This window comes from Thalassobacterium maritimum (assembly GCF_031127805.1).
GTDB classification, from domain to species: domain Bacteria; phylum Verrucomicrobiota; class Verrucomicrobiia; order Opitutales; family Coraliomargaritaceae; genus Thalassobacterium; species Thalassobacterium maritimum.
This window is the reverse complement of sequence record NZ_JARXHW010000010.1, coordinates 57818-82778: the sequence shown is the minus strand read 5'-3', so window position 1 is coordinate 82778 and position 24961 is coordinate 57818. Positions and strand designations below refer to the sequence as shown.

General features: G+C 53.8%; 26 protein-coding genes. 10 read left to right on the top strand and 16 right to left on the bottom strand.

Annotated features, from left to right (window positions below):
• Window positions 1–31: 31 nt before the first annotated feature.
• The 11 genes from QEH52_RS06400 to rplM all read right to left on the bottom strand — a co-directional run bounded on the left by QEH52_RS06400 (window position 32) and on the right by rplM (window position 12223).
• Window positions 32–2071, bottom strand: coding sequence for a response regulator (locus QEH52_RS06400; RefSeq protein WP_308949267.1), 2040 nt, complete (start codon window positions 2069–2071; stop codon window positions 32–34).
• 6 nt (window positions 2072–2077) lie between these two features.
• Window positions 2078–2629 (bottom strand): YfiR family protein, encoded by a 552-nt coding sequence (locus tag QEH52_RS06395; RefSeq protein ID WP_308949266.1) that lies wholly within the window; start codon window positions 2627–2629, stop codon window positions 2078–2080.
• Between the two features lie 3 nt (window positions 2630–2632).
• The gene (locus QEH52_RS06390) at window positions 2633–3769 is read right to left on the bottom strand and encodes a transporter family protein (protein WP_308949265.1); all 1137 of its coding nucleotides are present in this window, start codon (window positions 3767–3769) and stop codon (window positions 2633–2635) included.
• 202 nt (window positions 3770–3971) lie between these two features.
• Window positions 3972–5627: a peptide ABC transporter substrate-binding protein gene (locus tag QEH52_RS06385; RefSeq protein WP_308949264.1), complete on the bottom strand. Its 1656-nt coding sequence runs from the start codon at window positions 5625–5627 to the stop codon at window positions 3972–3974.
• A 151-nt stretch (window positions 5628–5778) separates the two neighbouring features.
• On the bottom strand, window positions 5779–6717 hold the full coding sequence (argF, locus tag QEH52_RS06380; RefSeq protein ID WP_308949263.1) for an ornithine carbamoyltransferase: 939 nt from the start codon (window positions 6715–6717) through the stop codon (window positions 5779–5781).
• Window positions 6718–6811: 94 nt separating this feature from the next.
• A complete protein-coding gene (locus tag QEH52_RS06375; protein ID WP_308949262.1) occupies window positions 6812–8002 on the bottom strand; it encodes an aspartate aminotransferase family protein in 1191 nt (396 codons plus the stop codon).
• A 94-nt stretch (window positions 8003–8096) separates the two neighbouring features.
• Window positions 8097–8987, bottom strand: a complete 891-nt coding sequence (gene argB / locus QEH52_RS06370; protein WP_308949261.1) for an acetylglutamate kinase — start codon at window positions 8985–8987, stop codon at window positions 8097–8099.
• Entirely contained in the window at window positions 8987–10213 is a 1227-nt protein-coding gene (gene argJ / locus QEH52_RS06365; protein ID WP_308949260.1) for a bifunctional glutamate N-acetyltransferase/amino-acid acetyltransferase ArgJ, read from the bottom strand. Before argJ ends, argB begins: the two co-directional genes overlap by 1 nt.
• A 31-nt stretch (window positions 10214–10244) precedes the next feature.
• Window positions 10245–11273, bottom strand: a complete 1029-nt coding sequence (gene argC / locus QEH52_RS06360) for an N-acetyl-gamma-glutamyl-phosphate reductase (protein ID WP_308949259.1) — start codon at window positions 11271–11273, stop codon at window positions 10245–10247.
• Window positions 11274–11386: 113 nt separating this feature from the next.
• Window positions 11387–11779 carry a 30S ribosomal protein S9 gene (gene rpsI / locus QEH52_RS06355; RefSeq protein ID WP_308949258.1) on the bottom strand — a complete coding sequence of 131 codons (393 nt, stop codon included), beginning with the start codon at window positions 11777–11779 and terminating at the stop codon, window positions 11387–11389.
• An 18-nt stretch (window positions 11780–11797) separates the two neighbouring features.
• Complete coding sequence (rplM, locus tag QEH52_RS06350; protein ID WP_308949257.1) at window positions 11798–12223, bottom strand: 50S ribosomal protein L13; 426 nt, start codon at window positions 12221–12223, stop codon at window positions 11798–11800.
• Between the two features lie 221 nt (window positions 12224–12444).
• Here rplM and QEH52_RS06345 point away from each other — a divergent pair, with 221 nt between their 5' ends.
• The 6 genes from QEH52_RS06345 (at window position 12445) to QEH52_RS06320 (ending at window position 15642) form a co-directional block, all read left to right on the top strand.
• Complete coding sequence (locus tag QEH52_RS06345; RefSeq protein WP_308949256.1) at window positions 12445–12654, top strand: DNA-directed RNA polymerase subunit omega; 210 nt, start codon at window positions 12445–12447, stop codon at window positions 12652–12654.
• A 131-nt stretch (window positions 12655–12785) separates the two neighbouring features.
• Entirely contained in the window at window positions 12786–13259 is a 474-nt protein-coding gene (smpB, locus tag QEH52_RS06340) for an SsrA-binding protein SmpB (protein ID WP_308949255.1), read from the top strand.
• Between the two features lie 6 nt (window positions 13260–13265).
• Entirely contained in the window at window positions 13266–14177 is a 912-nt protein-coding gene (locus tag QEH52_RS06335) for a homoserine kinase (RefSeq protein WP_308949254.1), read from the top strand.
• A gap of 99 nt (window positions 14178–14276) precedes the next feature.
• Window positions 14277–14705, top strand: coding sequence for a Minf_1886 family protein (locus tag QEH52_RS06330; RefSeq protein WP_308949253.1), 429 nt, complete (start codon window positions 14277–14279; stop codon window positions 14703–14705).
• Between the two features lie 68 nt (window positions 14706–14773).
• Window positions 14774–15193: an ExbD/TolR family protein gene (locus QEH52_RS06325; protein ID WP_308949252.1), complete on the top strand. Its 420-nt coding sequence runs from the start codon at window positions 14774–14776 to the stop codon at window positions 15191–15193.
• A 5-nt stretch (window positions 15194–15198) separates the two neighbouring features.
• Entirely contained in the window at window positions 15199–15642 is a 444-nt protein-coding gene (locus QEH52_RS06320) for an ExbD/TolR family protein (RefSeq protein WP_308949251.1), read from the top strand.
• Between the two features lie 5 nt (window positions 15643–15647).
• On the opposite strand, the gene QEH52_RS06315 is transcribed toward QEH52_RS06320, so the two are convergent.
• The gene (locus QEH52_RS06315; protein WP_308949250.1) at window positions 15648–17117 is read right to left on the bottom strand and encodes an excinuclease ABC subunit UvrC; all 1470 of its coding nucleotides are present in this window, start codon (window positions 17115–17117) and stop codon (window positions 15648–15650) included.
• 62 nt (window positions 17118–17179) lie between these two features.
• Here QEH52_RS06315 and QEH52_RS06310 point away from each other — a divergent pair, with 62 nt between their 5' ends.
• The 3 genes from QEH52_RS06310 (at window position 17180) to rsgA (ending at window position 20796) form a co-directional block, all read left to right on the top strand.
• Window positions 17180–18466, top strand: coding sequence for a CinA family nicotinamide mononucleotide deamidase-related protein (locus QEH52_RS06310; RefSeq protein ID WP_308949249.1), 1287 nt, complete (start codon window positions 17180–17182; stop codon window positions 18464–18466).
• 95 nt (window positions 18467–18561) lie between these two features.
• Complete coding sequence (gene holA / locus QEH52_RS06305) at window positions 18562–19659, top strand: DNA polymerase III subunit delta (protein ID WP_308949248.1); 1098 nt, start codon at window positions 18562–18564, stop codon at window positions 19657–19659.
• A gap of 51 nt (window positions 19660–19710) precedes the next feature.
• On the top strand, window positions 19711–20796 hold the full coding sequence (rsgA, locus tag QEH52_RS06300; protein WP_308949247.1) for a ribosome small subunit-dependent GTPase A: 1086 nt from the start codon (window positions 19711–19713) through the stop codon (window positions 20794–20796).
• A 55-nt stretch (window positions 20797–20851) separates the two neighbouring features.
• Here rsgA and QEH52_RS06295 read toward each other — a convergent pair whose 3' ends face one another.
• The 3 genes from QEH52_RS06295 to QEH52_RS06285 are packed head-to-tail and all read right to left on the bottom strand — an operon-like array spanning window position 20852 to window position 22569.
• The gene (locus QEH52_RS06295) at window positions 20852–21247 is read right to left on the bottom strand and encodes an ArsR/SmtB family transcription factor (RefSeq protein ID WP_308949246.1); all 396 of its coding nucleotides are present in this window, start codon (window positions 21245–21247) and stop codon (window positions 20852–20854) included.
• 4 nt (window positions 21248–21251) lie between these two features.
• Complete coding sequence (locus tag QEH52_RS06290; RefSeq protein WP_308949245.1) at window positions 21252–21554, bottom strand: hypothetical protein; 303 nt, start codon at window positions 21552–21554, stop codon at window positions 21252–21254.
• Between the two features lie 19 nt (window positions 21555–21573).
• Window positions 21574–22569, bottom strand: a complete 996-nt coding sequence (locus QEH52_RS06285; RefSeq protein ID WP_308949244.1) for a permease — start codon at window positions 22567–22569, stop codon at window positions 21574–21576.
• A 204-nt stretch (window positions 22570–22773) separates the two neighbouring features.
• On the opposite strand from QEH52_RS06285, the gene hemB reads away from it, so the two are divergent.
• Window positions 22774–23796, top strand: a complete 1023-nt coding sequence (gene hemB / locus QEH52_RS06280) for a porphobilinogen synthase (RefSeq protein WP_308949243.1) — start codon at window positions 22774–22776, stop codon at window positions 23794–23796.
• A gap of 113 nt (window positions 23797–23909) precedes the next feature.
• Here hemB and QEH52_RS06275 read toward each other — a convergent pair whose 3' ends face one another.
• On the bottom strand, window positions 23910–24791 hold the full coding sequence (locus QEH52_RS06275) for a YicC/YloC family endoribonuclease (RefSeq protein ID WP_308949242.1): 882 nt from the start codon (window positions 24789–24791) through the stop codon (window positions 23910–23912).
• Window positions 24792–24961 lie beyond the last annotated feature (170 nt).

Genomic DNA, 24961 nt, shown 5'->3' with positions numbered 1-24961 from the left:
TATCCGAATCGTCTAAGCTGCGCTTCTAAGTCTATCTGCGGGGAGACAGATCTTCTACGGTCGCCGTTAGTTCTTCGAAAATGACCGGTTTGGATAAGTAGCCATTCATGCCGGCTTCTAAGCAACGTTCCTTCATTCCTTTCATCGCCCAAGCGGTGACTGCGATGATTTGGGTGCGCTGTGTGCTATCAAAGTTGGCTTCTTGTTCGCGAATGTGAGCCGTCAGCTCGAATCCGTCCATGCCAGGCATATTGATATCCATAAAAACTATGTCGTAGTGCAGCTCGTCCATCTTTTCGATGCACTCAGTCGCGTTGTAAGCGATGTCACAGGCATAGCCTGCTTTTTCTAGAAGTGCGGCGAGTAGCTTAGCATTTACGGGATGATCTTCGACAACTAACATGTTCCATCCGCCTTTCTTTAAAGGCGCGCCTGACGCAGTTGTTGGTGCAGTGGAAATTAGTTCTTTTAGCTCTGCAGCCGGGTGAACTGGGATCGAAAAGTGAAAGGTGGAGCCGACTCCCAACTCACTGTGCAATTTGATGGAGCCGCCGAGTATCTCGCACAGCCGTTTGCTTATCGCTAGGCCGAGACCTACGCCTTCATACTTCCTCGTAGCTGATGAATCCACTTGTGTGAATACGTCAAATAAGCGTTGCTGATCGTCTGTAGATATCCCGATGCCGGTGTCTGCGACGGAGCAATCTATGGCGCCCGCGTATTCGTGTGGATCTGATTGATGGTTGAAATTAGCATATCCAATACGGATTTCTATAGAGCCTTTTGGTGTGAACTTGATGGCATTCCCGACGAGGTTGATGAAGATTTGTCTAATGCGGTGCGGGTCTGAATCGATCAATGTGGGGACGGCTGCTTCGATGTTTGTGAGTAGCTCGACATCTTTATTTTTTAGAGGCTCTTGAAATAATAGAGTCACATCCTTTACCAGTGTGCGCAGGTCAAAGCTCTGCCTTTGGGTTTCTAATCGACCGGCCTCAATTTTTGAAAAGTCGAGTATGTCGTCTAGCAATCGCAACAGGGTGTTTCCGCTGTCGTGGATGATGTCGATGAACTCTTGTTGCTCTTCGTCTAGCTCACTGTCTCTGAGTAAAGATGCGTATCCGATGACTCCATTCATAGGAGTCCGAATTTCATGACTCATCGATGCGAGAAATTCGGATTTTATACGATTTGCTTGTTCGGCGGCTTCTTTGGCATCTTGCAAACTTTGAGATTTGAGTCGTTGGGCCTCCGCGAGGCGGTCCTGCATACGTTTCTCTCGTTCTTGGGCGAGAGCTCGTTCTTCTTTTTCGATGTGAAGCTCCCCGACACGCTTGGAGAGTTCCTCGGTCGCTTGCCTTAGGCGAGTATCGGATTGTTGGATACGAGCTAGCATGTGGTTGAATGCGCGCGATAGCTGGCCTAGTTCATCTTTACTATTGTGCTGTGAACGTAAACTGTAGTTTTCAGTTAGAGAAACTTGATCGGCAATTTTGGCGAGTTCTTCGACCGGGGCGGAGACGCGGCGCAAGTATCCGTGTGCCAATTTGATGGCAAGTGTGGTGCTAAGTAGGATCGCTAGAAATGCTGTGACCGCGGAGCTGAGTATGGCGGATACAACTGGCTTTTTAGAGGATATAACTGTAACGCGACCTATCACATCTCCGTCTACGCTGACATCTCGTTCGACTGCTAGGCAGGGAGTCAAAGTGCTGCACTCCTCCGGCGTGGGCAATTCTGTGTGTGCGTGGTGATTATCTGGTGAGCTATATGTAGCAAATGGTTTGCCTTCCAGTGTGTGCAATATCGCGGCTTCTACGTGTTTTTTAAAGCGTAAGGATGATAGCGTTTTTTCTGCTTCCGACTTCGAGTCAAAGAAAAGTGATGCCGCTACATTGGACGCAAGTAAATCGGTGGTGGATTCGATTTCGCGTTGTAGTCCGTTGTGCGCGATCCGAGCTTGTGTGATGATCGTGATCATGCCGCTGAGCGTCACAGCTAAGAGGGCCGCGCAGGTAATGATGCATGTGAGCTTGTTGCGAACGGGTAGTTGTGCGAAGCGATTATGCATGAGCGATTAGAAATTTACCTTTCGTGCGTGACGTAACAGATTGCCACTGATTTCGAGACCGCTTGCCTTGACTGCTTGTAGATTGACGGAAAATGCCAATCGATCATCGACCACATCGACCAATACCATGGCTCCTGCGTCGAAAACACTCATGTCCGTGGTGACGGTTAGTATCGGTCTGCTCTTGAGCTCGTTTTTGCTCGCAATGAATTTTTGTAGTTGATGCTTGGGGATGACGAGCACTTTGCAGTCTGCTGGAAAGCTATCTTGCGTATGGTAGTTGATTAAGACCTCGTGGCCTTGTGCCTTTAGGCCCTCAATATTATGAAATGCTGCAAAGAGTGGGGCATCTTCCCATAAGCTAAATGTAAATGGTGCGCCTTCTGGCTCTGAGCCCGCTGGCCAGACCGAAAATTTGGCAATGTTATAAATTAATAGTGCTTTGCCATCGTTTTCCTCAATGATCGCCCTTTCATGCGAGGCTGAAGCCATGTTCAGCAGCAGAATGAAAGCCGACAGCCACGGCAGGACTCTCGGCATGATTATTGTTGTAGGCATGTGTTAAAAATTGAGCACAAAGCTTGCGGACATGCGCCAGTTCTCGGAGGGCTGTGGGCCATTCAAGCGTTGATAGATCGGGAGTCCTGCTTCCAGCTCCAAAAATGTATTTTTCAGTAAGCCCTTAGGGTCTTTGAGGCGTAATCCAAACTGTGTGATGAACTTAGTGCCCCCAAAATAGTCCGGATTCGTGACTGCTGCGGGGTAAGGATACGGGCCTGCCGTGGTGATCTCGTCGTCCTGTCCGCTAATTCGATCCCATACGATTGCGTTGACTCTAAACGATGGTTGAATCCAGTCACAGCGTTCGTAGCGAGTCCAGATATCAGCTTGGTAAACGTTGCCTAAACTGTAATTTCGAGAGTTCTTTCCAGTTCGTAGGGTGAGGTTTAAGTTCGCTCCGTAGCGCCAAAGACCTGACTTCCCTGTATAAGTGATTGAAGGGCGCAGGTCATAGGTGCCAGAGCCAAGCTGCATCGTGTAGGGAAGCTGAGTATCCCTATTGGCATCACGAGGGGTGCGTCCCTTTTCGTCGATGGATCCAGTTGGTAAGCTGAGGCCTAGATTGAAAAGCATACTGTTGCTTGAATTCAATGGTACGAACCAAGAGGCACCGATCTCAATGTCACCAATGCCTTGGCTCACGATCGTGAAGTCGCTAAATCCTGGCACACTGCTGATATGCTCCGTCTCTTGGCGGATATAGGGGATACTTGCATGGATACTGTAGCGCTCAGAGATGTCATAGGAAGCAGTGAATTGGACTGCTTGCTGGTATATGATTGTCGGCACGACAGGGAAGTTCTCATCTGTGCGTGCTTCGAGGCTGCCGGGACCAGACCAGAGTACATCACTTGTGGATAAGTCCTTCGTGCCATCTTTGTAGGTGTCGAATTTTACGTCGATGTAGCTAAGGCTGACATGTAAGCGGTCGGAAACTAAATGAGCTTTTGGTCGATTTAATGGATCCTTGTTGAAGTTATCTTGTGTGATCTGATTCGACTGCGAACGAATGATTTTCGCATTTAGTAAATCGCCTAGACTCAGATCTGCCAAGTCCACTGGAGGAGATTGACCGAAGGCATTGAAGCTCATCGTAAAATATACACATAGTAGGGGGCATAGTTTTATAAGCTTCATATTATGTTTCTTCCTTATCAAATTGTGTGCCAATTCTGAAGTCTCTTTTCGTTGAGTGCAAATCTATACGGATATGTGATTGGGTTTATAGGTATAGCTCCAGAGCTTTTATGATCTCGGCTATAAAAGGGCACTCGGTATATATGGGCAGACGGTGTCTGAGCCTGTGGCATTTGCACTTATACTGGGGAGGGCGGCGAATTTATTGCGCTGCTCCGGCGTCGGTCGGGAGCGTCGTGGGCTTGAGCCACACATCCTGATAGGGGTGGTAATCGAGAATATTGGGCGACCAGCCTTGCACGGATTCGTCGATCAGCATGCTGCGCACATAGAAGTAAATTGGGATAACGGGCATTTCCTCGATTAGGATCTTTTCGGCCTTTTGGAACAGATCCAAGCGTGCGTTGGGGTCTTGTTCGGTGGCGGCTTGTCGAATGAGTTGATCGTACTGTGCGCTGCCCCAATTCGTGTGGTTGTTGCCATTGTCGCTGGTGATTAGGCTGAGGAAGGTGTTGGGGTCGACGTAGTCGCCGATCCAGGCGGCGCGCACGATGTCGAAGTCGCGGGCTTTGCGGGTGGCGAGGTATACTTTCCACTCTTGATTGTAGAGGCCGATGTCGATGCCGAGTTCCTGTTTCCACATCTGCTGGATGGCCACTGCGACTGTGCGGTGCGATTCGCTGGTGTTGAACAGCAGCTCAAAGGTGGGGAAGCCTTCGCCGCCAGGGTAGCCGGCTTCGGCCAGTAGTTGGCGGGCGAGTTCGGGATTGTAGGGTAATTTGACTTCGGCGCTATAGCCGCCGGTGTTGGGCGGGGTGAAATGATAGGCGGGCTTTTGACCTGCTTTGAGTACATGCTCGGTGAGAGCTTCGCGATCGATCGAGTAGGCGAGCGCTTTGCGCACGCGGGCATCTTTGAGGGGGCCGTGCTCGGTGTTGATGGCGTAGTAGTAAACGCCCAGGTAGGTGTCGAAGCGCATACGCTCGGGTTGGTTTTGGCGATACCAGTCGATTCGTGGGATCGGAACTGTGCTGGTTATGTGCAGTTGCTGCGTTCGAAAAGCGCGCTCTTCGGCGTCGATGGCGATGGGTAGAAAATGTATGCCCTGGAGTCGGACGCTTTCTTGAGCCGTGTAATAAGGGTTTTTGGTGACGTGGATGGAGTGGTTGAGCCGCCAGGTGTCGAGCTGGAAAGGGCCGTTGCTGACGAGGTTGTCAGGCTTGGTCCATTTGGAGATGCGATCTGTCATGCCGCCGTGCGCGAGCACGCTGGCTTTGTGTAGCGGGAACCATGTGTAGTGGGTGGGGAGGCTGAGTAAATAAGGAGTGGGCGCTTCCAGCTCGATGATGAGCGTATGTGGGTCGGGCGAGCTGAGGCCGACTTGTGCAAAATTTTGCAGCTCGCCTTTGTTGAAGGCTTCGGCGCCGCGAATGCAATAGAGCATGTAGGCGTAGGGTGCACCCATGGCGGGGCTGAGTATGCGCTCGTAGGCGAAAAGGAAATCTTCCGCAGTGAGCGGATCACCATTGGACCAGCGGGCGGCGGGATTTAGGTGAAAGGTGTAGCGTAGTCCATCGGCAGAGAGCTCCCATGACTGTGCGACGCCAGGCTCGATTTCTAGTGTTTCGGGGTGCACAGTGGTGAGCCCTTCAAAGAGGGAGAGCAGCACGTAGTGCTCCGTGACACCTGTCACGATGTGTGGGTCGAGCCCTTCAGGCTCGGTGCCGATCCCGATATAGAGCTCCTGTTCTGCGTTACCTTTCTCGACGTTGCTCTGGCCTTTGGCGCAGCCTAGGAAGCTCGCGCAAGCGATGGCGGAAAGTAGGGTGAAGCAAAGAGGCAGAAATTGAATGCGCATTTGCACCTAGGCGATAAATGTCGCAAGCGAGCCTCGCAAGAGGAAAGGGGGCGATGTACCAAGGAGTATTGCTTTGTGGGCGCAGTGCTTGTCGACAGCCGATGTAGAGCCTGAGCCTGTCGGTGGCGTTCGGCGAGCGGATACGCCTCCTTTAGGCGTTCAGTTCGACTAATTTCGCCATGATTGCCTTTTGGGCGTGGAGGCGGTTTTCGGCTTCGTCGAAGATGATGCTTTGTGGGCTATCGAGCACTTCTTGGCTGACTTCTTCGCCGGCGTGGGCGGGGAGGCAGTGCATGAAGTAGGCCTCGCTTTTGGCTAGGGCGAGTAGTTCGCGGGTTACTTGATAAGGGGCCATCTCGGCTTTGCGTTTCTCGGCTTCGGCTTCGTCGCCCATGGAAACCCAGACATCGGTGTAGATGACGTCGGCGTCTTGGAAGGCGGCTGTGGGATCGGTCGTGAAAGTGTAGTTTAATTCCAGTCCGTCGGCTTTGAGAGCGTCATCGATTTCGCTGCCGGGCTCAAAACCTTCGGGGCCTGCCAGTACGATCTCCATGCCGAACATGGCGGCAGTATGAATCCACGAGTTGGCCATGTTGCTGGCGCAGTCGCCGAGGAAGGCGACTTTTTTGCCTTTGAGCGTTTCGATATCCATGTCCTCGGGCGAGTAGCGCTCCAACAGAGTGAAAATATCGGTGTAGAGTTGGCAGGGGTGGTTGAAGTCGGTCAGGCCGTTGACAATGGGCATGCTGGCATGCGCGGCAAAGTCTTCGATGATGCTGTGGGCAAAGGTCCGGATGACGAGGCCGTGCAGGTAGCGCGACATAACTTTGGCGGTATCTTCGATGGTTTCGCCGCGTCCGATCTGAGTGTTTTGTGAGTTGAGCACGACGGGATGTCCGCCGAGTTCATGCACGCCGACTTCGAAGGAGATCCGGGTGCGGGTGCTGCTCTTGTAAAAAAGTAGGCCCCAGGATTGAGTGCTGAGTGGCTGCGCCGAGCTGGCCCGTTCGGCTTTGAATTGCTTGGCCAACAGGAATACCTGTTGGGCCTGTTCGAGGCTGAAATCGGTTTCTTTTAAAAAGTGGTGCATGACTGGGGGAACATCGAGGGTTCGAGCTCGAACGCTGAATGTTGAGTGTAATGGTTTTTATTAAAGGAGTTAGAAATGATTTAATATTCGAAGTTTAAGCTTCGGTGTTGGCGAAGATGGCATCGAGGATTTCGACGGATTCGCTGAGTTGTGCGGGTGTCGCGATGAGTGCGGGCAGCAAGCGAACGACATTGTTGCCCGCGGGGACGACGAGTAGCTTTTTCTCACGGGCGGCCGCTGTGATGCTGAGGTTGAGGCCTTCGGGCTTGAGCACGAGGCCGACCATGTATCCAGCACCCCGTATGCCAGCAATCAGCTCGGGATACTTTTGGGCGAGTTTTTGTAGTTGAGCGTGCCAGGCCGGGCTGTTGGCAGCCACCTGTTGGATGAGTTGCTCCTCTTCGATAATGTCGAGGGTGGCGTTGGCAGCGGCACAGGCGAGCGGGCTGCCCCCAAAAGTCGTGCCGTGCGAGCCGGGCTGGAAGAGCGCGGCGTAGGGCTCCGAGACCCAGATGGCGCCGATCGGGAAGCCGGCGCCGAGGCCTTTGGCCATACCGATCGCGTCGGGTTGGACGCCGCTGGCTTCGAAGGCGAAAAAGTGTCCACTGCGGCCGATGCCGCATTGCACTTCATCCAGCATGAGCAGTGCGCCCCGCTCGGTGCAGAGTGCCCGTAATTCTTGTAGGAAGCTGCTTTCGGCAGGGAAGAGGCCACCTTCGCCTTGTATGGATTCGATGAATACGGCGGCTACGGAGTCGTCGACTAATTGGTCGAAACTCTCGATGTTGTTGAGCTCACCAAATTTAAAGCCTTCCAGCATGGGCCGGAAGCCGCCTTGGATCTTTTCCTGAGGTGTGGCGCCCATACCGCCGAAGGTCCGCCCGTGGAAGGCATTTTTCGCGGCGACGACTGTGAAGCGTTTGCCTTCTTCGCCGCTCAGCTTTTTTCCGTGCAGCCGTGCCAGTTTGATCAAAGCCTCGTTGGCTTCGGCGCCGCTATTGCAGAAGAGCGTCCGGCCAGGGCCAGCTTTAGCAACGAGGCGGTCGGCGAGCTTTTGCTGTCCGGGGATGCCGTAGAGGTTGCTGCAATGAGTGAGTGTGGCAGCTTGGGTATGCATTGCCGCCACCCATTTCGGGTGGGAGTGCCCCACAGAAGTGACGGCGATGCCGCTGCCAAAATCTAAATACTCGTTGTCGGCGTCGTCGTAGAGATACACGCCTTGGCCCCGCACGGCGTTAAACGCGGGCGGGCCATAGTTTTTGATGAGTGTCGGATGGTGGTTCATGGGAGGAAAAAGTTGGCTGGTTTTCTGTTTGTCAGTTTTCGGTTGAACTGAGGAACGGTAAACTGAAAACGGGTTAACCGAGTCGAAAGGCTCGCTACGAATTAACGATTTCGGTGCCGACGCCCTTGTCGGTGAAAATTTCCAGTAGTAGGCTGTGGGGCTGCTCGCCGTCGATAAAGTGGACACGGTGCACGCCACTGCGGAGCGCTTTGACGGCGCTGTCGGTTTTGGGAATCATGCCTTTGTTGATGGTGCCATCTTGGACCAGGCCGGCGACATCGTCGGCGTTGAGTGAAGAGATTAGCGAGGTGGGATCATTTATATCCTTCATCAGTCCGGGCACGTCGCAGAGGTAGACGAGGCGTCGGGCGCGCAGCGCGGCGGCCACACGACCTGCGGCGGCGTCGGCGTTGGTATTATACACTTGGCCGTCTTCGTCGCAGGCGATGGGCGAAATGATGGGGATGTAGCCATCGTTGAGTGCCTTTTTAATGATTTTGGTTTTGACGGTATGCGTCTCACCAACGAAGCCCAGATCGAGTTCTTCGCCGTCCACGACGACTTGTTTCTTATCGCAGACCAGGATGTTGTTACCCGGAATCGCGAGTGGGCGGGCGTTTTTGGCCTGCAGGATTTCGCAAATCTCGAGGTTGACGATTTTGTTGAGAGTGTGGTCGACCACTTTGACCGACTCGGCGTCGGTGACGCGAAGACCGTGCTCGAAGCGTGTTTGTACATTGGATTCAGCCAGTGCGCGTGTGATGGCTTTGCCGCCGCCGTGTACGACCACAACTTTGATGCCGGCCGCATGCAAGAAGGCGATGTCGGTGGCGACACGGGTGCGCACCATCGGGTCGGCATCGTCCATAAAGGCACCACCGTATTTCACCACAAAGATCGCATCGCGAAAGCGTTGGATGTAGGGAAGCGCTTCAAGCAGCACGGCTGCCTTGGTGGTGACGTCGAGTTGGGAAATATCGGACATTATTCGGATTTATTGAAGTCTACGTAGGCCTCACTGAGATCGGAAGTGAGTAGGCGGAAGCTGCCGCTGCCTTGGTTTAGATTGAGAGTGATACGGAAGCGTTTTTTGGACACGATCGCTTTCCACTGGGCGAGGTTGCTGTCTTGGGGGAGTCCACCGATGAGGGCGGGCACATCGTCGTAGTGGATGTCGAAGCATGCTTCTTTGAGTCCGACGCGGGCGTAGCCGGCGGCGTCGGCGAGGCGGCCCCAGTTTGGGTCGGAGCCATACCAGGAAGTCTTGACCAATAAAGAGTTGCCCACGGCGCGAGCCACTTTTTCGGCGTCCTGTTCGCTTTGGCAGCCTTCGACGACTAATTCGACCAGTTTGGTTACTTTTTCACCATCGCCGACGATTTTTTCCGCCAGAGCATCGCAGACCTGGAGCACGGCCTCGCGGAAGGCTTGCAACAGTTCGGGTGAATCGTTGGGCACCAAGCCGGACTTGCCGTTGGCGAGTAGTAGCACGGTGTCGTTGGTGCTCATGTCGCCGTCGATTGAGATACGGTTAAAGGTCTGATTGCAGGCTTGGACCAGAGTATCTTTCAGCGCGGCGTTGTCCACCTCCAGATCGGTGGCGAGGAAGGCGAGCATGGTGGCCATATTGGGCTCGATCATGCCTGCGCCCTTGGCGATGCCCGCGACGGTGAGTGTTTGGCCTTGGTAAGTGAAGCGTGCTGTGGCGCACTTGCGCCGGGTGTCGGAGGTCAGAATGGCATCGGCTGCATCCAGCGAGGCCTGTGTTTCTGAGCTGAGTGCGTGTGCGGCCGCGGCGATGCCGGATTTAATTTTGCCCATGGGCAGCTTGCGTCCGATGCGCCCGGTCGAGCAGACCAAAAAAGGCGAGCCGATACCGGTCTCCAGCTGTGCGATCGCAGACATTTCCTTGGCGTCGCGCATGCCCTGTTCCGCTGTAGCTGCGTTGGCATTACCGCTATTGGCAACAAAGCCAGCGACCTTCATGTTGGGCTGTGAGAGGATCGCCTTGCACACGTGCACGGGGGCGGCACACACATCGTTGAGCGTGAAGACCCCCGCAGCATTGCAAGCTTGCTCGGCTGTCACCAATGCCAGATCGAGTCGTTGGAGGTCGCCCTTCTCCCGGATGTCCGCGGCGACACCCGCGGATTTGAAGCCGGGGCAGTCGGCGATACCTTGTGGATTTTCGATTAGCTGAACTTGGATCATTAGGATGAGGGCTGAGAGCTGAGAGCTGAGATTAGAGTAGGCCAGCGGTTTCTTCGAAGCCGAACTTTAGATTCATGAGTTGGACGGCTTGGCCACTGGCACCCTTGATGAGATTATCGATGACAGAATTAATGATGAAATTGCCCGTGCGTGGGTCGTACACCGCGGATATGTCGGCCCGGTTAGTGCCGGTTACGTGTTTGGTGTCTGGAAAGGTGCCTGTGGGCAGCACGGAAACGAAAGGCTTGCCGCCGTAGGCCTTTTCCCAGGTGTCGTAGACACTATTTAGAGAGTCTTTGAGCTTGGCCTTGGCCACGATGGTGGTGGAGATGCCGCGTGACATGGGGGCGAGGTGTGGGTTGAACTGCACGATGCAGTCGGCGAAGGCCGCTTTTTCGAGTTGCTCTTCGATCTCGGACAGGTGGCGGTGCTTGGGCATACCATAGCCCTTCATGCTTTCGTTGCGCTCGCAGTAGATGAAGTCTTCGGCGACCTTACGGCCGGCACCGCTGACACCACTGTAGCTATTGATTATGATTCCCTTGGGGTCGATCAGTCCCGCTTTGAGCAAGGGGACCAGTGGCAATTGAATGCTGGTCGGGTAGCAGCCCGGGCAGGCAATCAGCGAGGCGCTCTTCCATTTGTCGTCGGCGAGTTCCGGGATGACATAGGGAGCGGCTTCCAGTAGGTGTGGGGCCGGGTGTGCTTGGCCGTAATAGTCTTCGTACACCCGAGTCGAGCCGAGGCGGAAGTCCGCGCTGAGGTCGATCACCGTTTTGCCCGCTTGATAGAGTGGATCGGCAAACTCAGAAGCCACGCCGTGGGGGAGGGCGAGAAAAAAGATGTCGATCTCCGTGGAGGCGGCGAGCTCCGCCGGATTGGATGCGGTAAAAGACAGGTCGCCCACCAGATGTCGCAGGGCCGGCATTTGATCGCCCACTAATTTACCTGCCAGCGAGCGCGAGGTCACTGCCGTCAGTTTAACATCCGGGTGCCGGGAAAGAAGCCGGACCAGTTCTTCGCCGGAGTAGCCCGAGGCGCCTATGATTGCTGCATTCATGATTGTATTAGTGATTTTAAGTGGAGCTAATGAAACGAAAAAACCCTCCAAGGCACGCTTGCGCGGCTTTGGAGGGTTGCAAAAAGAGATGCGACCATTGCCGCCGCGGCGGTTTAACGTTTCGAGAATTGGAAGCGCTTACGTGCACCGGGTTGGCCGGCTTTCTTACGCTCACGAGAGCGAGGGTCACGCTTCATGTGGCCTTCTTGCTTGAGAGGCACGCGCAAATCTGCGTTCAGCTTCTCAAGAGCGCGGGCGATACCGAGGCGAACTGCACCAGCTTGGCCGTTGAGGCCGCCACCTTGTGCTTTTACAGTGATGTCCACTTGGTCGGACATCTCAACTGTCTTCAAAGGAGAGAGGGCTGCGTTAGCAAATTCTTCAGTCTTGAAGTAGGCGAGAGGCTCGGAGCCGTTAACGACTACCTTGCCAGTGCCGCGAGTAAGGCGGACGCGTGCGGTGGCTGTCTTACGACGGCCGACGGTTACAAATGTTTCTTCGCTCATGGTATTAAAATTGGGCTATTAAACCAAAGGTTTAGGCTGTTGTGCTTCGTAAGGATGCTCGGCACCAGCGTGGATTTTAAGTTTCTTGATCATTGCGCGACCAAGCTTGTTGCGTGGGAGCATGCCTTTTACAGAGTGCTCGATGATGAACTCAGGCTTTTTAGCGCGCATATCGCTCATGCTGACGTGGCTTTCGCCGCCCATCCAGCCAGAGTAGAACATGTAGCTCTTGTCTGTGTTCTTTTTGCCGGAGACTTTAATCTTCTCAGCGTTGATAACCACAACGAAGTCGCCTGTGTCAGCGTGCGGTGTGTAGGTCGGCTTGTGGCGACCGCGGAGCACGTTGGCAATTTTTACGGAAATGCGGCCGAGTGTTTCGTTGGCAGCATCGACAACATACCATTCTTTGGTATGGTCTGATTTAGTAGCTAAAGTCGTCTTCATGATTTTTGGAAAAGCGGTGAACAGTAGAATCGAGAGGTTCCCTGTCAATGGGAATTTCTGGGTTTTTTCTCACTATATAAATGGTGAGTGTGCAGGCCTAGGTGAAATTGTACAAATGACAACCGAATTCGATGCCTAGCAGAATTTTATTGCAAATGCTCTGTGGTTCTTCATTTTGCGCTGTTTTTCCCAATTGAACACATATACGGAGGAATACGACTTTGAGAGACGACTATTTAAGAGAAGCGCAGAAGAAAATCACAGACCCGATGATTCTGGTCAACGTGGTGTCCCGCCGTGCCAAGCAACTGAAGAGTGGCTATAAGCCACTGATTGAGTCTTTGGAGCGACTATCTGCTGAGGATATGGCGTTGCGTGAGATCATGGAAGGTAAGATCACGTATCAGCTATCTGAACCGGTCGAGGACTAGGATACTCTGTTGTTCTGTCTTCTGTCCTGTTTCCTGTATACCATGGTAACAGTATTTAGGCTCTGTTCTGATAGTTCTTATTTATAATAGTGTGCCCTCTACGTTTTTCCCGATAGAGGGAGCCCCATAACGTGTGCGCCAAAAAAAAGTCGAAGGATCACCTGCGGGAAATCCGAAATGGTAAAGCTCACCACAATTATTTTGTGGGCGATAGTTTTGAGGCTGGTCTGGTGTTGCAAGGCACCGAGGTCAAGGCGATCCGTGATGGGGATGCGCAGATTAGCGAGGCATTTTGCCGCGTGGAGAAGGGGCAGGTCTGGATGTATAATTCCCACGTGGGAGAGTATAAATTCGGCAATTTTCAGAATCACCCGCCACGCCGGAAGCGCAAGTTGCTCTTGCACAGGCGTGAGATTCACAAGTTGTTTGGTGCGATGGAGACGGGTGGTAAGTCCTTGATTCCAATACGCATCTATATCAAGCACGGCTTGATTAAGATCGAGATTGCGCTTTGCACGGGTAAAAAGCTGCATGATAAGCGCGAGACTCTGAAAAAGAAAATCACCATGCGCGAAGCCGAGCGCGATATGCGCGACTATCGCTAAACTATTATGTCAGCACGTTCTATTCTCGTCCAAGCGCCCGCTAGTACCTCAAATTGCGGGCCCGGCTTTGACACCTTGAGCATTGCGCTGTCGCTGTATAATTTTGTGCGACTGATTGAGCGCAATGACACTAAAATTTGTGCCCTCGAAGCGGCCCATGAGGGCACACAGCAGATGATCGAGTGTGCGGCAGGCGCTTTTGCGGCCGCCGCTGAGGTCGAGGCAATCGGATTCGATTACGAGATTTGGGGCGATGTGCCCGAAGCGCGTGGCTTGGGTTCCAGTTCAACTATACGTGCGGCAATCGTGGCGGGCTTGAACAAGTTGCACGGCGATCCATTGGACTTGGAGGCGATGATTCGCCTGACTACCGACTTAGACAACGCGCCCGACAATGCCTGTGCTGTATTTGCAGGCGGATTTTGCATTGCGCGCACCGAGCCACAAACTTTTGCCTATCGCGAGCACGTGCGGTTTCCCTTGCCAGAGTCGCTGGTTTTTGTGGCAGTTTCGCCCGATTATAAAGTGCTGACTGAAAAGTCGCGCCGAGTCTTGCCAGACACGATCCCTTTTAAGGACGTCGTGCGCAGTGCAAATAGCTTGGCTTTTTTGGTGGGAGTCTTAGTTGCGGGTGATTTTGAGCGTTTGGACGGCGCGGTGAATGATTATATACATCAGCCTTATCGGGAGTTGCTGAATCCATACGGGCACGAAAGCATCGAAGCTGGCTGCCATGCCGGCGCCTACACGGGGTGGCTGAGTGGGAGTGGTTCGACGGTCGTCTGCGTGACTAGCGAAGATAAGGCACTCGCAGTGGCCGCCGCGATGGAGCAAGTGTATGCGGGCAATGCCGTGCAGAGTCGAGCGTATCGCTTGTTGGCTGATAATCGTGGTCTGACTGTGACTGTGGAATCGTAGTTTGTGGCTGTAACAGCTCGAGCTTGGGAGCTCGCCTGTCTCCGGGATCTTGCATTTCGTCGATTGACCTCTTGAACTTTTTTGCTTCATCTATTGTCAGTGAATGACCCAAACCGAGATTTTAACGAAGTAATCCGTACGATTCGTAAGGACGATCCGCGGTATGCGCGCGGTGCTTATTATTTCTTACGACAAGCGCTGGATTATAGCTTAAAGGAAATGCATAAAAGCGGCGATCTGGATAAGTCTAATCACTTGACCGGGGAGCAGTTGCTCGAAGGCATTCGTCTGTATGCGATTGACCAGTATGGCCCCATGGCACGGCCCGTGTTGGAGCATTGGGGGATACGTGAATGCCGCGACTTTGGTAATATCGTCTTTAACCTGGTCGAATGCAAGGTGTTGGGGAAGACCGACCAAGACAGTGTGGAGGACTTTTCAGGAGGCTATCAGTTTGCCGCCGCATTTGACCGACCCTTTCGGCCCGAGCGAATTAAGCCAACGATTAAGAAGCCTCGAATGGGCTAGCAATCTCCGGAGCGGCCAATCAGATTAAGCTTCTAACTTGCAGCGGATTCTTGCAAACTTCTGCTTGAATGGCACGCCGCAGATCCAGTCAGTCGCCCGAGGAAGATTTTCCCATGACGCCCATGATCGATATGGTCTTCTTGTTGCTGGTTTTTTTTATGACGGTCAGCACCCTCGCGCAGGCCGACCGTGCGAAGAAGCTAGATTTGCCAGAGTCCGCACAAAGTGATGTGCCCGATGCCGAGGACCTGCCCAATCGCGGGACGATTTCGCTGGATGCCGAAGGTGTGATCTATCTAGGCACTCAGCCAGTATCCTTGAGTGATATGCAGGGGCAAATGAAGGCCTCACTGGAGGCGAATCCTGAGTTGCGCATTCACCTGCGTGCGGATGAGGCGACCGCCTATCGTGAAATTAAGAAGGTGCTGCAAGCCTGTGCCGAAGTGGGTGCCTATGAGGTGATCTATGCAACCTATCAAATGCAATAAGCAGCATGGCGAAACTGAAGAGAAAAGCAGATGAAAAAGTCGGCGTCGCGATCGCACCGATGATCGATGTCGTCTTTTTGCTTTTGATCTACTTCATGGTGGCATCGACCATGGAGCAGCAGGAGGCCGATCTTTCTTTTCAGTTGCCAGGTTCGGTCGAGCAGGAGGAGCCGTTGGATTTGCCCGATGAGCAGATTATTGAGATTCGCGACGATGGGCAAGTGGTGGTCAATGATTATCCCTACGATGCGCCAGAGGCTCAGCGCTATCAAGAGCTGGCTGCGATGTTGACCCGCTTTCGCGAGGCGAGTGCCGCCAATAAGGTGGAAGCCATTGTCACCATTTCGCCGGCCGAAAGCGTGTCGCACGCGCAAATTGTGAAAGTGATGGATGCCTGCTCGCTGGCTGGCATTGATGCGGTGAATTTCGCTTTAGGCGGCGATTCTTAGGCGAATTAGCCCTTCAGGAAGTCCGTAAGTCGCTCGGCGGTTAATTTTCCGATGCCTTCGACCTGTGTCAGTTGTTCCACGCTAGCACTGCGCAGCTTTTCAAGTGAGCCGAAGTGTTGTAGCAGTTGTTGTTTGCGTTGACTGCCGAGGCCTTTGAAGTCGTCGAGGATCGATTCCTTTAGGCGCTTGCTGCGCAACTCGGCATTGAAACTATTGGCGAAGTGGTGTGCTTCGTCGCGGATGTGTTGCAACAGTCGCAGGGCAGGGTCGTGATGCGGGATGTTGAGAGGCTCGCGTCCATCGCTGTAGATGACGGTTTCGTTGCGCTTGGCGAGGCCGATCAGCTCGGGCGGTTCGAGCCCCTGGCTGAGGAAGGCTTTGAGCGCAGCGGTGACTTGTCCCGCTCCGCCGTCGATGACGATCAGATCGGGAAAGGCTTTGCCCTCATCATGCAGGCGGCGGTAGCGGCGCCCCACGACTTCTTCCATGGCGCGAAAATCGTCGTTGCCCACGAAGCTCTTGATCTTAAAGCGACGGTAGTTTTTGCGGTCAGGCTGCCCATCTTTAAAGGCCACCATCGAGGCCACACAGAAGCTGCCCGAAATATGCGAAATATCGAAGCACTCCATATGTTTGGGCTCCTGCGCGATGGCGAGTTTTTCCTGCAGCCGCTTGACGACTTGGCTGTGGTTGTGGGTGCCAAGTAAGTTGCGCTCAAATTTACGGGTGCGATCGGCGGTGCGTTGCAAGGCTTCGATACGGTCACGCAGGGCGGCGGCCTCTTCGTAGCGGCGGCCTTCCGCCGCGGCCAGCATTTCGCTCTTTAGCTCGGCCAGCCATTGGCGCGCCTTGCCGTCGAGGAATTCGCAGGCAGCTTCGAGCCGTTCGGCATAGGCCTCGCTGGTGATCTCGTTGTCGTGCTCGTAGATTTCAGCGCGTGCATCGTCGTAGAGTCGCCAGCGGCCGTCGGGCAATTGGATCGGGGAGGCGTCGCTGAGTAAGATGCCGAAGCGTCGACGTAGTTCCGCCAGTGTCTTGCGCAGGTGTGAGGAGTGAGCGAAGGGGCCGTAGTAGCGGGAGTTGCTATCGGTACGATTACGCGTGAGTCGGAAGCGGGGCAGGGCCTCGCGCGGATCGATCCGCACCAGTAGAAAGCGCTTGTCGTCGGTGAAGTCAGTATTGTAGCGCGGCTTGTATTTTTTGATTAACTGTCCCTCCAGCAGCAGCGCCTCGGCCTCGGATTTGACGATGATGATCTCGAAGTCGTGAATGAGGTCGAGCATTGCTCGGACCTTGGGCTGAGCCACCATCATTTTACGGGAAGCTTGGAAGTAGGTGCTGACTCGTTTCTTCAGGTCCTTAGCTTTGCCCACATAGATAATTTGCCCGATGCGATCTTTCATCTGATAGACGCCCGGCTTGTGCGGTAGGCGGCGAACTTTCTCTTTTAATTGGGCTTTAGATCCTTCGGACATGGGAGGAATTATAGATTGCGGTTGCAGTTCAGCGCAAGCTGCGCTCATTGCTAAGACTTACTATGTCTAAAATGCCTATTGTCGAAGTAATCAACTTTGGAGACGAACTTCTCGTCGGAATTCGAGAGAACTCGCACCTCACTTATTTGGGGGCGCAGCTCGCGCGCTATGGCCTACCCATACACCGCAGCCGTGTGATTACCGACGAGCCCGCTGAGATTAAGCGTGCCTTTCTAGATGCGTGGGCCCATTCGGACATTGTGATCACCACCGGCGGGCTGGGGCCTACTGCCGACGATATGACGCGCGAAAATATCGCGGAAGCATTGGGCGCGAAACTTGTGTTTGATGCAGAGATCGAAGCCTTGATTTTGTCTCGTTTTAAAGTGCTGGGGCGGCGCATGGCAGCACACCACTTAAAGCAGTGCTACCGCTTCGCCGAGGGGGAGGTGTTACACAATGAGCGGGGCACCGCGCCAGGTTTGGCTTATCGCGCAGATGGCAAAATACTGATTATGTTGCCCGGACCTACGCATGAGTTGACGCCTATGTTTGAGAAGCAAGCGATCCCGATGCTGCAAGCCATGGGCGTGCTCAGCGATGAAGAGGCCTACATCCAGTTGCGCACTTGCGGCTCCGGCGAGTCCACCGTGGAAGAAACGATGCAACCGATCGTGCGTGCGCACCCCGATCTCACGGTGGCGTATTGCGTGCATTATGGGATCGTGGATGTGCGCCTCAGTTCGCGCGATCGTGCACTGGATCGCGAGCAACTTAAAGCGATCGCTGATGAAGCGCGCTTGCTACTGGGCGAGGATTTTGTCTGTTTCGGCCACTGTTCGCTAGCTGGGGTCGTGTTTCATGAGCTGCGCGCATTGGATCGCACGCTAGCCATTGCGGAATCCTGCACCGGTGGTTTATTGTGTGATGCATTTACTAATTTGTGTGGCGCCTCTAAGATGTTTGTCGGCGGCGTCGTTTGCTATGCCAACGATGTCAAAGTGTCGAAGGTCGGAGTGCCTGAGTCGATTATCGAGCAACACGGAGCTGTCAGCCCCGAGTGTGCGATCGCCATGGCCTCTGGTATTGCGGAGCGACTTTCTTCAGATTATGGCCTCAGCGTGACTGGCTTTGCCGGTCCCGACGGAGGTAATGATCAAAACCCCGTCGGCACCATTCACCTCGGCTATCATTCCCCGGTCGGGGTCTGGTGCAAAACCGTCCGTTATACTGGTGGGCGGCTCGACGTGAAAGCGCGCGCGGTACATGCAGCGCTGGATTGGATGCGCCGCAAATTGCGCAAATATAAGATGGAAGAGTTTCTCTGCGATTGCGGTAGAGAGGATTAATTGCGAGCGAGTGTAGACTTATTTTCGCTGCAATTTTGCTCTGTGGCGCTTACGTCTTGCGCTCTTAAGTCGTGCTTCTAAGAGTGGAGATTCATATGTCAGCCAAGCCATTTACATTTATCTGCGGAGAAGACGATTACCTGGTTTCAGAAAAGGGTAAGACTTGGTTCAGCGAGCAAACGCAAGACCTCTCAGACGATCTCTCCAAGGAGGTGGTGGATGGGCGTGCCTCTAATGTGTCTGAGGTGGAAGCTGCGCTGAATCGCTTCACCAGTGCGGTGCAGACGCTCTCGCTCTTTGGTGAGCGCAAGGTGGTGTGGCTTAAGGATGTCAATTTTCTGGCGGATAGTCCGACCGGGCGCGCGCAGGGCACCTTGGATTTATTAGAGAATTTGAAAGAAGTGCTGGAGTGGTTGGACCCTACCACTGTTGGGGTGCTGATCACCGCGCAACCCGTCGATAAGCGGCGCAGCTTTTTCAAGTGGTGTCAGAAGAAATCTGATTTCACCGCGATTACCGGCGGCAAAAATGCCGCTCAGACCTGCGCAGCACTCATCAGCGAAGAGTGCGAGAAGGCAGGCGTCACCATCAGCCGTGGAGCCATTGATTTGCTGGTTGGCAAAGTGAATGGAAATACCCGCTTAATTGTGGCCGAGACGCGCAAGCTACTGACTTTCGTAGGCTCCGAATCAGAGCCTATCAGCGAGCGCTTGGTGACCGATCTGGTGCCGAATTTCGGCGATGCCGACTTCTTTGAGGCGGCCGATGCATTTTATTCGCTCAAGCTCTCGTGGACTTTGGAGGCCTTGCGCCGCCACTTTTTTACAGTGAGTGAATCGCGCCCGTTATTGGGCAGTTTGCAGTCACGCAACCGACTCTTAATCCAGTTGCGAGTCTTGCTGGATGCGGGGGCTATTCGGCTGGGCGCGCGCGGCATCTCGAAGCACGATCTCGAAGCCGCGGCCAGCACCTACGGGGAGCATTTTGGGGCCACCGAGGAAAAGAGTAATCTCAATGTGTTTTCGCAAAACCCCTGGTATTTAGGGCGTCTGGCAGAGACGGCATCGAAAGTGCCGCTCAAGAAGTTGATCGATTTTCAGATTGCCTTTACAGAGGCCTTTGAGGCCATCATTGAGCGTCCCAATGAGCAGGAGGAAGTGTGCCGTGAATTAGCGGTTCGCTGCTTGAGTTAGCTTGAATTGAAAGTTTGTGCTTCGATTGAAAGCGCCTAGCATTTCGCCAAAATGACACTTGAAGACCTAGGATGGAACGACCGCTTTGCGGCGGAATTTGCAGACTGCTCAAAGCAGGGCTGGGTGCCTGCGCGTTTGATACGAGACAATAAAATCTCTTATGGCGCCGTGCTTGAGGGAGGCGACGAGATTGAAGTATCTCTGGGGGGCAGTGTGTATCATGCTGCCGAAACCGATGCCGCGCTCCCTTCTGTGGGGGATTGGGTGGCCTTGGAAATGGGCGCAGATGAGAATGAATACGAGGCCGTGATTCGTGCGCGGCTGGATCGGCAGACCTGCCTCTCTCGTAAAGCGCCCGGCAAGGGCACCGAGGAGCAAGTGATCGCTGCCAATGTCGATGTGGTCTTTGTGGTGACAGATGCGGGGCAGGATTTTAACGAGCGTCGCATGGAGCGCTATTTTGAACTGATGCAGCGTAGTGGTGCACGATCCGTCGCCTTGATTAATAAGGCTGACCTGCATTCGGATGAGGCCAATCAACAGGCGGCCGCGGCCTTACGTGCCTTGAGCCCCAATGTGGAAGTGGTGATCACTTCTGCAGTCGATCGTTCAGGGGTGGCTGCGATTGAGCATTATTTGCAAGCCGGTGTGACGATTGCATTGATTGGTTCCAGTGGCGTGGGGAAGTCGTCTTTGATCAATCAGTTAATTGGTCAGGACTGGCTATGGACGGGCGATGTCAATGCAGTGACTGGCAAAGGGACGCATACCACGACGGCCCGTGAGATGCTCTGCTTGCGACGCGGTGGCATGTTGATTGACAATCCTGGCATTCGCGAAGTCCATATGTGGACGGATGCCAAGAGCCTGAAGGCTAGCTTTGCAGATTTCGATGCGATTGCGGCGCAATGTAAATTTAATGATTGTAAGCATGGCGCGGACAAGGGCTGTGCCGTGCAGGCTGCGATAGCCGAGGGGAAGCTGAGCAAAGAGCGCTTTATTAATTATCTGAAATTGGACTTCGAACTCGAGCGTTTGAATCGGCGCAAAAAGAAGCATCAGATCACGATCGGTCGTCGCAATCGACGAGAGCTCAAATCAAAGGGAGAGAAATACAGTAAGAAAAAAGAGCGCTAGTTTTGCAGGGCTTACAAGGGCGTGCCGCATCCGAGCGTCGATCGAGCGCGAAGCTTTATGATTCAAACTTAGTTTGCATCCACTCGTCGCTATTGGCACCGACGACGCATTCACCATCTACACGCATCGCTAGGCGAGCCTTACAGCGGGCGGCCACATCGGCAAATTCTTCGGCAGCTATGCTGCGCACTGATTCGACCAAAGCCTTCCAATGGGGCAGGTCTTGCTCGGCGAGCGTGTAGTAGACCCATTTACCCGACTTGTGTTGCGCCAGCAGATTCGCCTTGTAGAGGATCTTTAGATTGCGCGAGGCGTTGTATTGGCTGTCGCCGGTAACATCCATTGCTTCGGCCACAGTGATGCACTGGTCGACATGAATGAGTAGCCAGAATAGTCGCAGACGGTGGGGTTCGGCCAAGGCTTTGAGGGCGTCGATGTATGCTTCGTTCATTTCACTATTCTTTCTTTATGAGTCCGATCATCAGGATCGTCAATCCCGTCAGAAAAACGATACCTGAATGCGCCGCATGCAGCTTAAGTGTGGAAGCGTTGGCGCCAGAAAACAAGGCAAACCAGAAAATCGGACAGAATATTCCGAGTAAGGCGATATTGCGCCCCGCTCGAACGGGTTCCGTCATCTCTCCACCCCGAACTAGGGTGGAGAGCGTGCGGTATAGATGTTTGTAGGCGCAGAGTTCACTCATCCGCGATAGGCTTCTAGCTAGGATGCTGCTTCGCTGCGGCGGTGGTGTTTTCATACGGCTGTAATGCTTGGATTTAGAGGATAAACTGCATCATGATGCCTCCTACCACTGCGGTGCTGAGCACGATCAGCACGAAGGCGATGACGGCCTTGGGCTTGAGCACCGAGGAGACGAGCGCAATCTCCGGTAGGCTGGCTCCAGTGCCACCGATGATAAGTGCAATGGCCGGGCCCATCCCCATGCCCTTGGCAATCAATACCTTCAATAATGGCACTGCCATCTCGATGCGGAGGTAGACGGGCACGCCGATGATGGCGGCAATGAAGATCGAGAGTAGGCTGTCGCCGCCTACATACTTCTCGACGATTTCCGCGGAGAGGTAGGCTGCGGATACCCCACTGATCAAGGCCCCCAGTAATACATAAGGAATGATTTTCTTGAAGAGCGCCCATGCAAACAGCAACGAGAGCTTAGGTTTGCTCGGTGCCGCAGTCTCGGTGGGCGCGACTTCGGGGCAGCAGGGGCCAGTCATCGCGTCGCAGACAGATACGGGCTCCACGGGTTCTGGTTCGCCGCAGCAAGAACTGGTCGCCGCGCAGCAAGAGCTGGCTTGTTTGCCTTCAAGCTCTTCGCCGCGTCTGATTTCATTTCTCCAAGGTGTTTTAGTGATGAACCAGCCTCCGAAAATCGCAGCTGTGAAGGTGATCACAAAATAACTAGCTGTTAGCTTGAGCCCGAAGACTGCGTAGACCATCGCTACCACGATGAAATTGCACAGCGGTGCCGAGATTAAGAAGCTTAAGACTGTGCCAAGTGAGACACCCATGCTAGCCATGCCCATGGTGACAGGAACCACCGAGGCGCTGCAGAAGGGAGTCAACATGCCGAGAAAAGCGCCCAAGAGCGGACCATATTTCTCATGCTTAGTGAGCTTCTTTTGCAGCTTATCCTGTGGGATGTACTCCCGCATAAATCCTGTCAAAACGGAGACGACCGCGATCACGATCACGAGTGCTCCGCCAACATGAATAAATTCATTTAGCGCGATAGTGAGTTTTTCAGTATTCATAAAATTCAAGTTCAATGTCTGTGTCTATTGAAGAATATATGTGTAAAATAACACATGTGCATTTATGCAAGTGTTTTTTTTGAAGAAGAGATCAATGGTATAGGTGGCCCGTGCAGAGCTGCTGGTTGAGATCTCAGTCATTGCTGCTATCAAAAAATAGCTGCTCACTTGTATGGGCTTGTGACGCGTCGAGTCTTTGCTTGTATGGCGACTATGTCTGAAAGTTATAAACTCGACTTGACTCGTCGTCCACGCCGTATGCGTCGGACAGCTTCCTTGCGTGCCTTGGCTTGCGAGACTGAGGTCTTACCGCAGCATTTAATCCAGCCGGTCTTTGTGATCGATGGGGAGTGCGCACCAGAGCCGATTGGCTCGATGCCGGGAGTTTCACGGCTTTCGATTCCAGATTTAATCGAGGAATGTCGCGAGCTGCAGGCCTTGGGTATTTCAGGAGTGGCCCTGTTTCCGAAGTTGGAAGATCGTTTGAAGTCCGACGATGGGCGTGAAGCATTGAACCCCGATACATTGGTCTTACGTGCGATTCGCGCAATTAAAACGGCGGTGCCGGAGTTGACTGTGATTACGGATCTAGCCTTGGATCCTTACACCGTGCATGGCCACGATGGTTTGTGGGATGCGGGGGCGCAGGATTTGGCTAATGATGCCACGGTTGAAGTGCTGGCCGAAATGGCGGTTTTGGCTGCAGAGGCCGGCGTCGATATGGTGGCACCTTCGGATATGATGGACGGGCGCGTGGGGGCGATTCGTTCTGCACTGGATGGCAATGGTTTTGAAAAAACCGCGATTATGGCTTATTCTGCTAAATTCGCTTCTGCGTTTTATGGTCCCTTCCGTGATGCGGTGGGCAGTGCGAGTAGCGCGGGCACGCATCATTTAGACAAGCGTACCTACCAGCTCAACCCCGCGAACCGACGGGAAGCTCTCGTGGAAGTGGCCTTGGACGAAGAAGAGGGCGCCGATGTGCTGATGGTGAAGCCTGCGGGGCCATACCTCGACATTATTCGTGAGGTGCGCGAAGAGACTGAGTTGCCTTTGGCGGCTTATCAAGTGTCGGGGGAATACGCGCAAATCATGGCGGCGGCGGAAAGGGGTTGGCTGGACTTGGAGCGTTGCCGCGATGAGTCGCTGCTAGCGATTCGCCGTGCGGGTGCGGACATGATTTTGACTTATTTTGCGAAAGCATACGCAGAGAAGCTTCACTCCTGACTGATTCGGCTTCGTGAGGCTTCTGGGCCTGAGTGGCGAAGCACGCGCAGCTGCTGTCTTTGGATCGGCAGCAGTTGCGGGCACGTGCCGTGTCGTGTCGTGTCGTGGCGTGCTTACTCGATGTTTTGCACCTGCTCGCGAATGCGCTCGAGTGCATTCTTACCTTCGATCACCATGCGTGTGATTTCGATGTGGTTTGATTTGCTGCCCGTGGTGTTAAATTCGCGATGAATTTCCTGACATAGAAAGTCCATTTTGCGTCCGGTGGCTTCGTCGGATTCGAGAAAGCTCAGGAATTGTTCAAAGTGGCAGGCCAGGCGCGTGGTTTCTTCGCTGATGTCTGAGCGATCTGCAAAGATGGCGACTTCTTTCAGCACGCGCTCGTCGGAGACGTCGAGCTCTAGGTTTAATTGTTTCAGGCGCTCGAGGAGTGCGTCGCGGTAGCGTTCGGTCGTGCCGGCGGCGTGCTCGGCGATTTTTTGACGAAAGCCTTCGAGCTCGGTGATGCGTGCTTTGAGGTCTGCCGCCAGTGCGGCGCCTTCTTGTTGACGCATGGAGTTGATATCGGCCAGTGCTTCTTGAAAGGCTTGCTGCACCGGTTCGATCAGCTCTTTCCAGCTGGGCAGGCTGCTGCTATCTTTGACGGAGCGTGCCAGTTCCAATAGAAAAGCGCTGTCCGGTGCGAAGTCCAAGCCTTGCGATTCGGCGAAGGCGCGCAGGTTCTTGAGGCTTTCCGCCATCGCTTCCGTATTGAGCGAGAGTGAGTCGCAGCTGTTTTGGATGGATTCCGCCTTGATCTGAATGTTAACCCGGCCTCGTTGGAAGGCAGCGCTGACCCACTCATTGCAGGTAGCTTCGTAGCCACTCCATTCGCGTGGGGCGCTGATCTGTGTGTCCAAGGTCTTTCGATTGACCGAATTGATCTCGACTTGAATTCGTACTCCGGCATCTGCCGCCTCGGCGCTTCCACGCCCAAAACCTGTCATACTTCGCATGGGGGCAATGCATACTGCGGAAGCCGAAGAGGGAAGGGCAAAGTTAGCATTTGTGGTGACAGAATGGATGATTTTAGTCTGGGCGCACGCTTATAGGTGGCCATATTACCGGAGCTGTGATGTTTAATTACAGTGTGAAATGCAGACTTCGGCATGTTTTCGTTGCAATT

What these genes read in the sequence shown, in the direction of transcription:
- QEH52_RS06400 (WP_308949267.1), bottom strand. Translation starts at nt 2,071, where the DNA reads ATGCATAATCGCTTCGCACAACTACCCGTTCGCAACAAGCTCACATGC.
- QEH52_RS06395 (WP_308949266.1), bottom strand. Translation starts at nt 2,629, where the DNA reads ATGCCTACAACAATAATCATGCCGAGAGTCCTGCCGTGGCTGTCGGCT.
- QEH52_RS06390 (WP_308949265.1), bottom strand. Translation starts at nt 3,769, where the DNA reads ATGAAGCTTATAAAACTATGCCCCCTACTATGTGTATATTTTACGATG.
- QEH52_RS06385 (WP_308949264.1), bottom strand. Translation starts at nt 5,627, where the DNA reads ATGCGCATTCAATTTCTGCCTCTTTGCTTCACCCTACTTTCCGCCATC.
- argF (WP_308949263.1), bottom strand. Translation starts at nt 6,717, where the DNA reads ATGCACCACTTTTTAAAAGAAACCGATTTCAGCCTCGAACAGGCCCAA.
- QEH52_RS06375 (WP_308949262.1), bottom strand. Translation starts at nt 8,002, where the DNA reads ATGAACCACCATCCGACACTCATCAAAAACTATGGCCCGCCCGCGTTT.
- argB (WP_308949261.1), bottom strand. Translation starts at nt 8,987, where the DNA reads ATGTCCGATATTTCCCAACTCGACGTCACCACCAAGGCAGCCGTGCTG.
- argJ (WP_308949260.1), bottom strand. Translation starts at nt 10,213, where the DNA reads ATGATCCAAGTTCAGCTAATCGAAAATCCACAAGGTATCGCCGACTGC.
- argC (WP_308949259.1), bottom strand. Translation starts at nt 11,273, where the DNA reads ATGAATGCAGCAATCATAGGCGCCTCGGGCTACTCCGGCGAAGAACTG.
- rpsI (WP_308949258.1), bottom strand. Translation starts at nt 11,779, where the DNA reads ATGAGCGAAGAAACATTTGTAACCGTCGGCCGTCGTAAGACAGCCACC.
- rplM (WP_308949257.1), bottom strand. Translation starts at nt 12,223, where the DNA reads ATGAAGACGACTTTAGCTACTAAATCAGACCATACCAAAGAATGGTAT.
- QEH52_RS06335 (WP_308949254.1), top strand. Translation starts at nt 13,266, where the DNA reads ATGTCAGCACGTTCTATTCTCGTCCAAGCGCCCGCTAGTACCTCAAAT.
- QEH52_RS06325 (WP_308949252.1), top strand. Translation starts at nt 14,774, where the DNA reads ATGGCACGCCGCAGATCCAGTCAGTCGCCCGAGGAAGATTTTCCCATG.
- QEH52_RS06320 (WP_308949251.1), top strand. Translation starts at nt 15,199, where the DNA reads ATGGCGAAACTGAAGAGAAAAGCAGATGAAAAAGTCGGCGTCGCGATC.
- QEH52_RS06315 (WP_308949250.1), bottom strand. Translation starts at nt 17,117, where the DNA reads ATGTCCGAAGGATCTAAAGCCCAATTAAAAGAGAAAGTTCGCCGCCTA.
- QEH52_RS06310 (WP_308949249.1), top strand. Translation starts at nt 17,180, where the DNA reads ATGTCTAAAATGCCTATTGTCGAAGTAATCAACTTTGGAGACGAACTT.
- holA (WP_308949248.1), top strand. Translation starts at nt 18,562, where the DNA reads ATGTCAGCCAAGCCATTTACATTTATCTGCGGAGAAGACGATTACCTG.
- rsgA (WP_308949247.1), top strand. Translation starts at nt 19,711, where the DNA reads ATGACACTTGAAGACCTAGGATGGAACGACCGCTTTGCGGCGGAATTT.
- QEH52_RS06295 (WP_308949246.1), bottom strand. Translation starts at nt 21,247, where the DNA reads ATGAACGAAGCATACATCGACGCCCTCAAAGCCTTGGCCGAACCCCAC.
- QEH52_RS06290 (WP_308949245.1), bottom strand. Translation starts at nt 21,554, where the DNA reads ATGAAAACACCACCGCCGCAGCGAAGCAGCATCCTAGCTAGAAGCCTA.
- QEH52_RS06285 (WP_308949244.1), bottom strand. Translation starts at nt 22,569, where the DNA reads ATGAATACTGAAAAACTCACTATCGCGCTAAATGAATTTATTCATGTT.
- hemB (WP_308949243.1), top strand. Translation starts at nt 22,774, where the DNA reads ATGGCGACTATGTCTGAAAGTTATAAACTCGACTTGACTCGTCGTCCA.
- QEH52_RS06275 (WP_308949242.1), bottom strand. Translation starts at nt 24,791, where the DNA reads ATGCGAAGTATGACAGGTTTTGGGCGTGGAAGCGCCGAGGCGGCAGAT.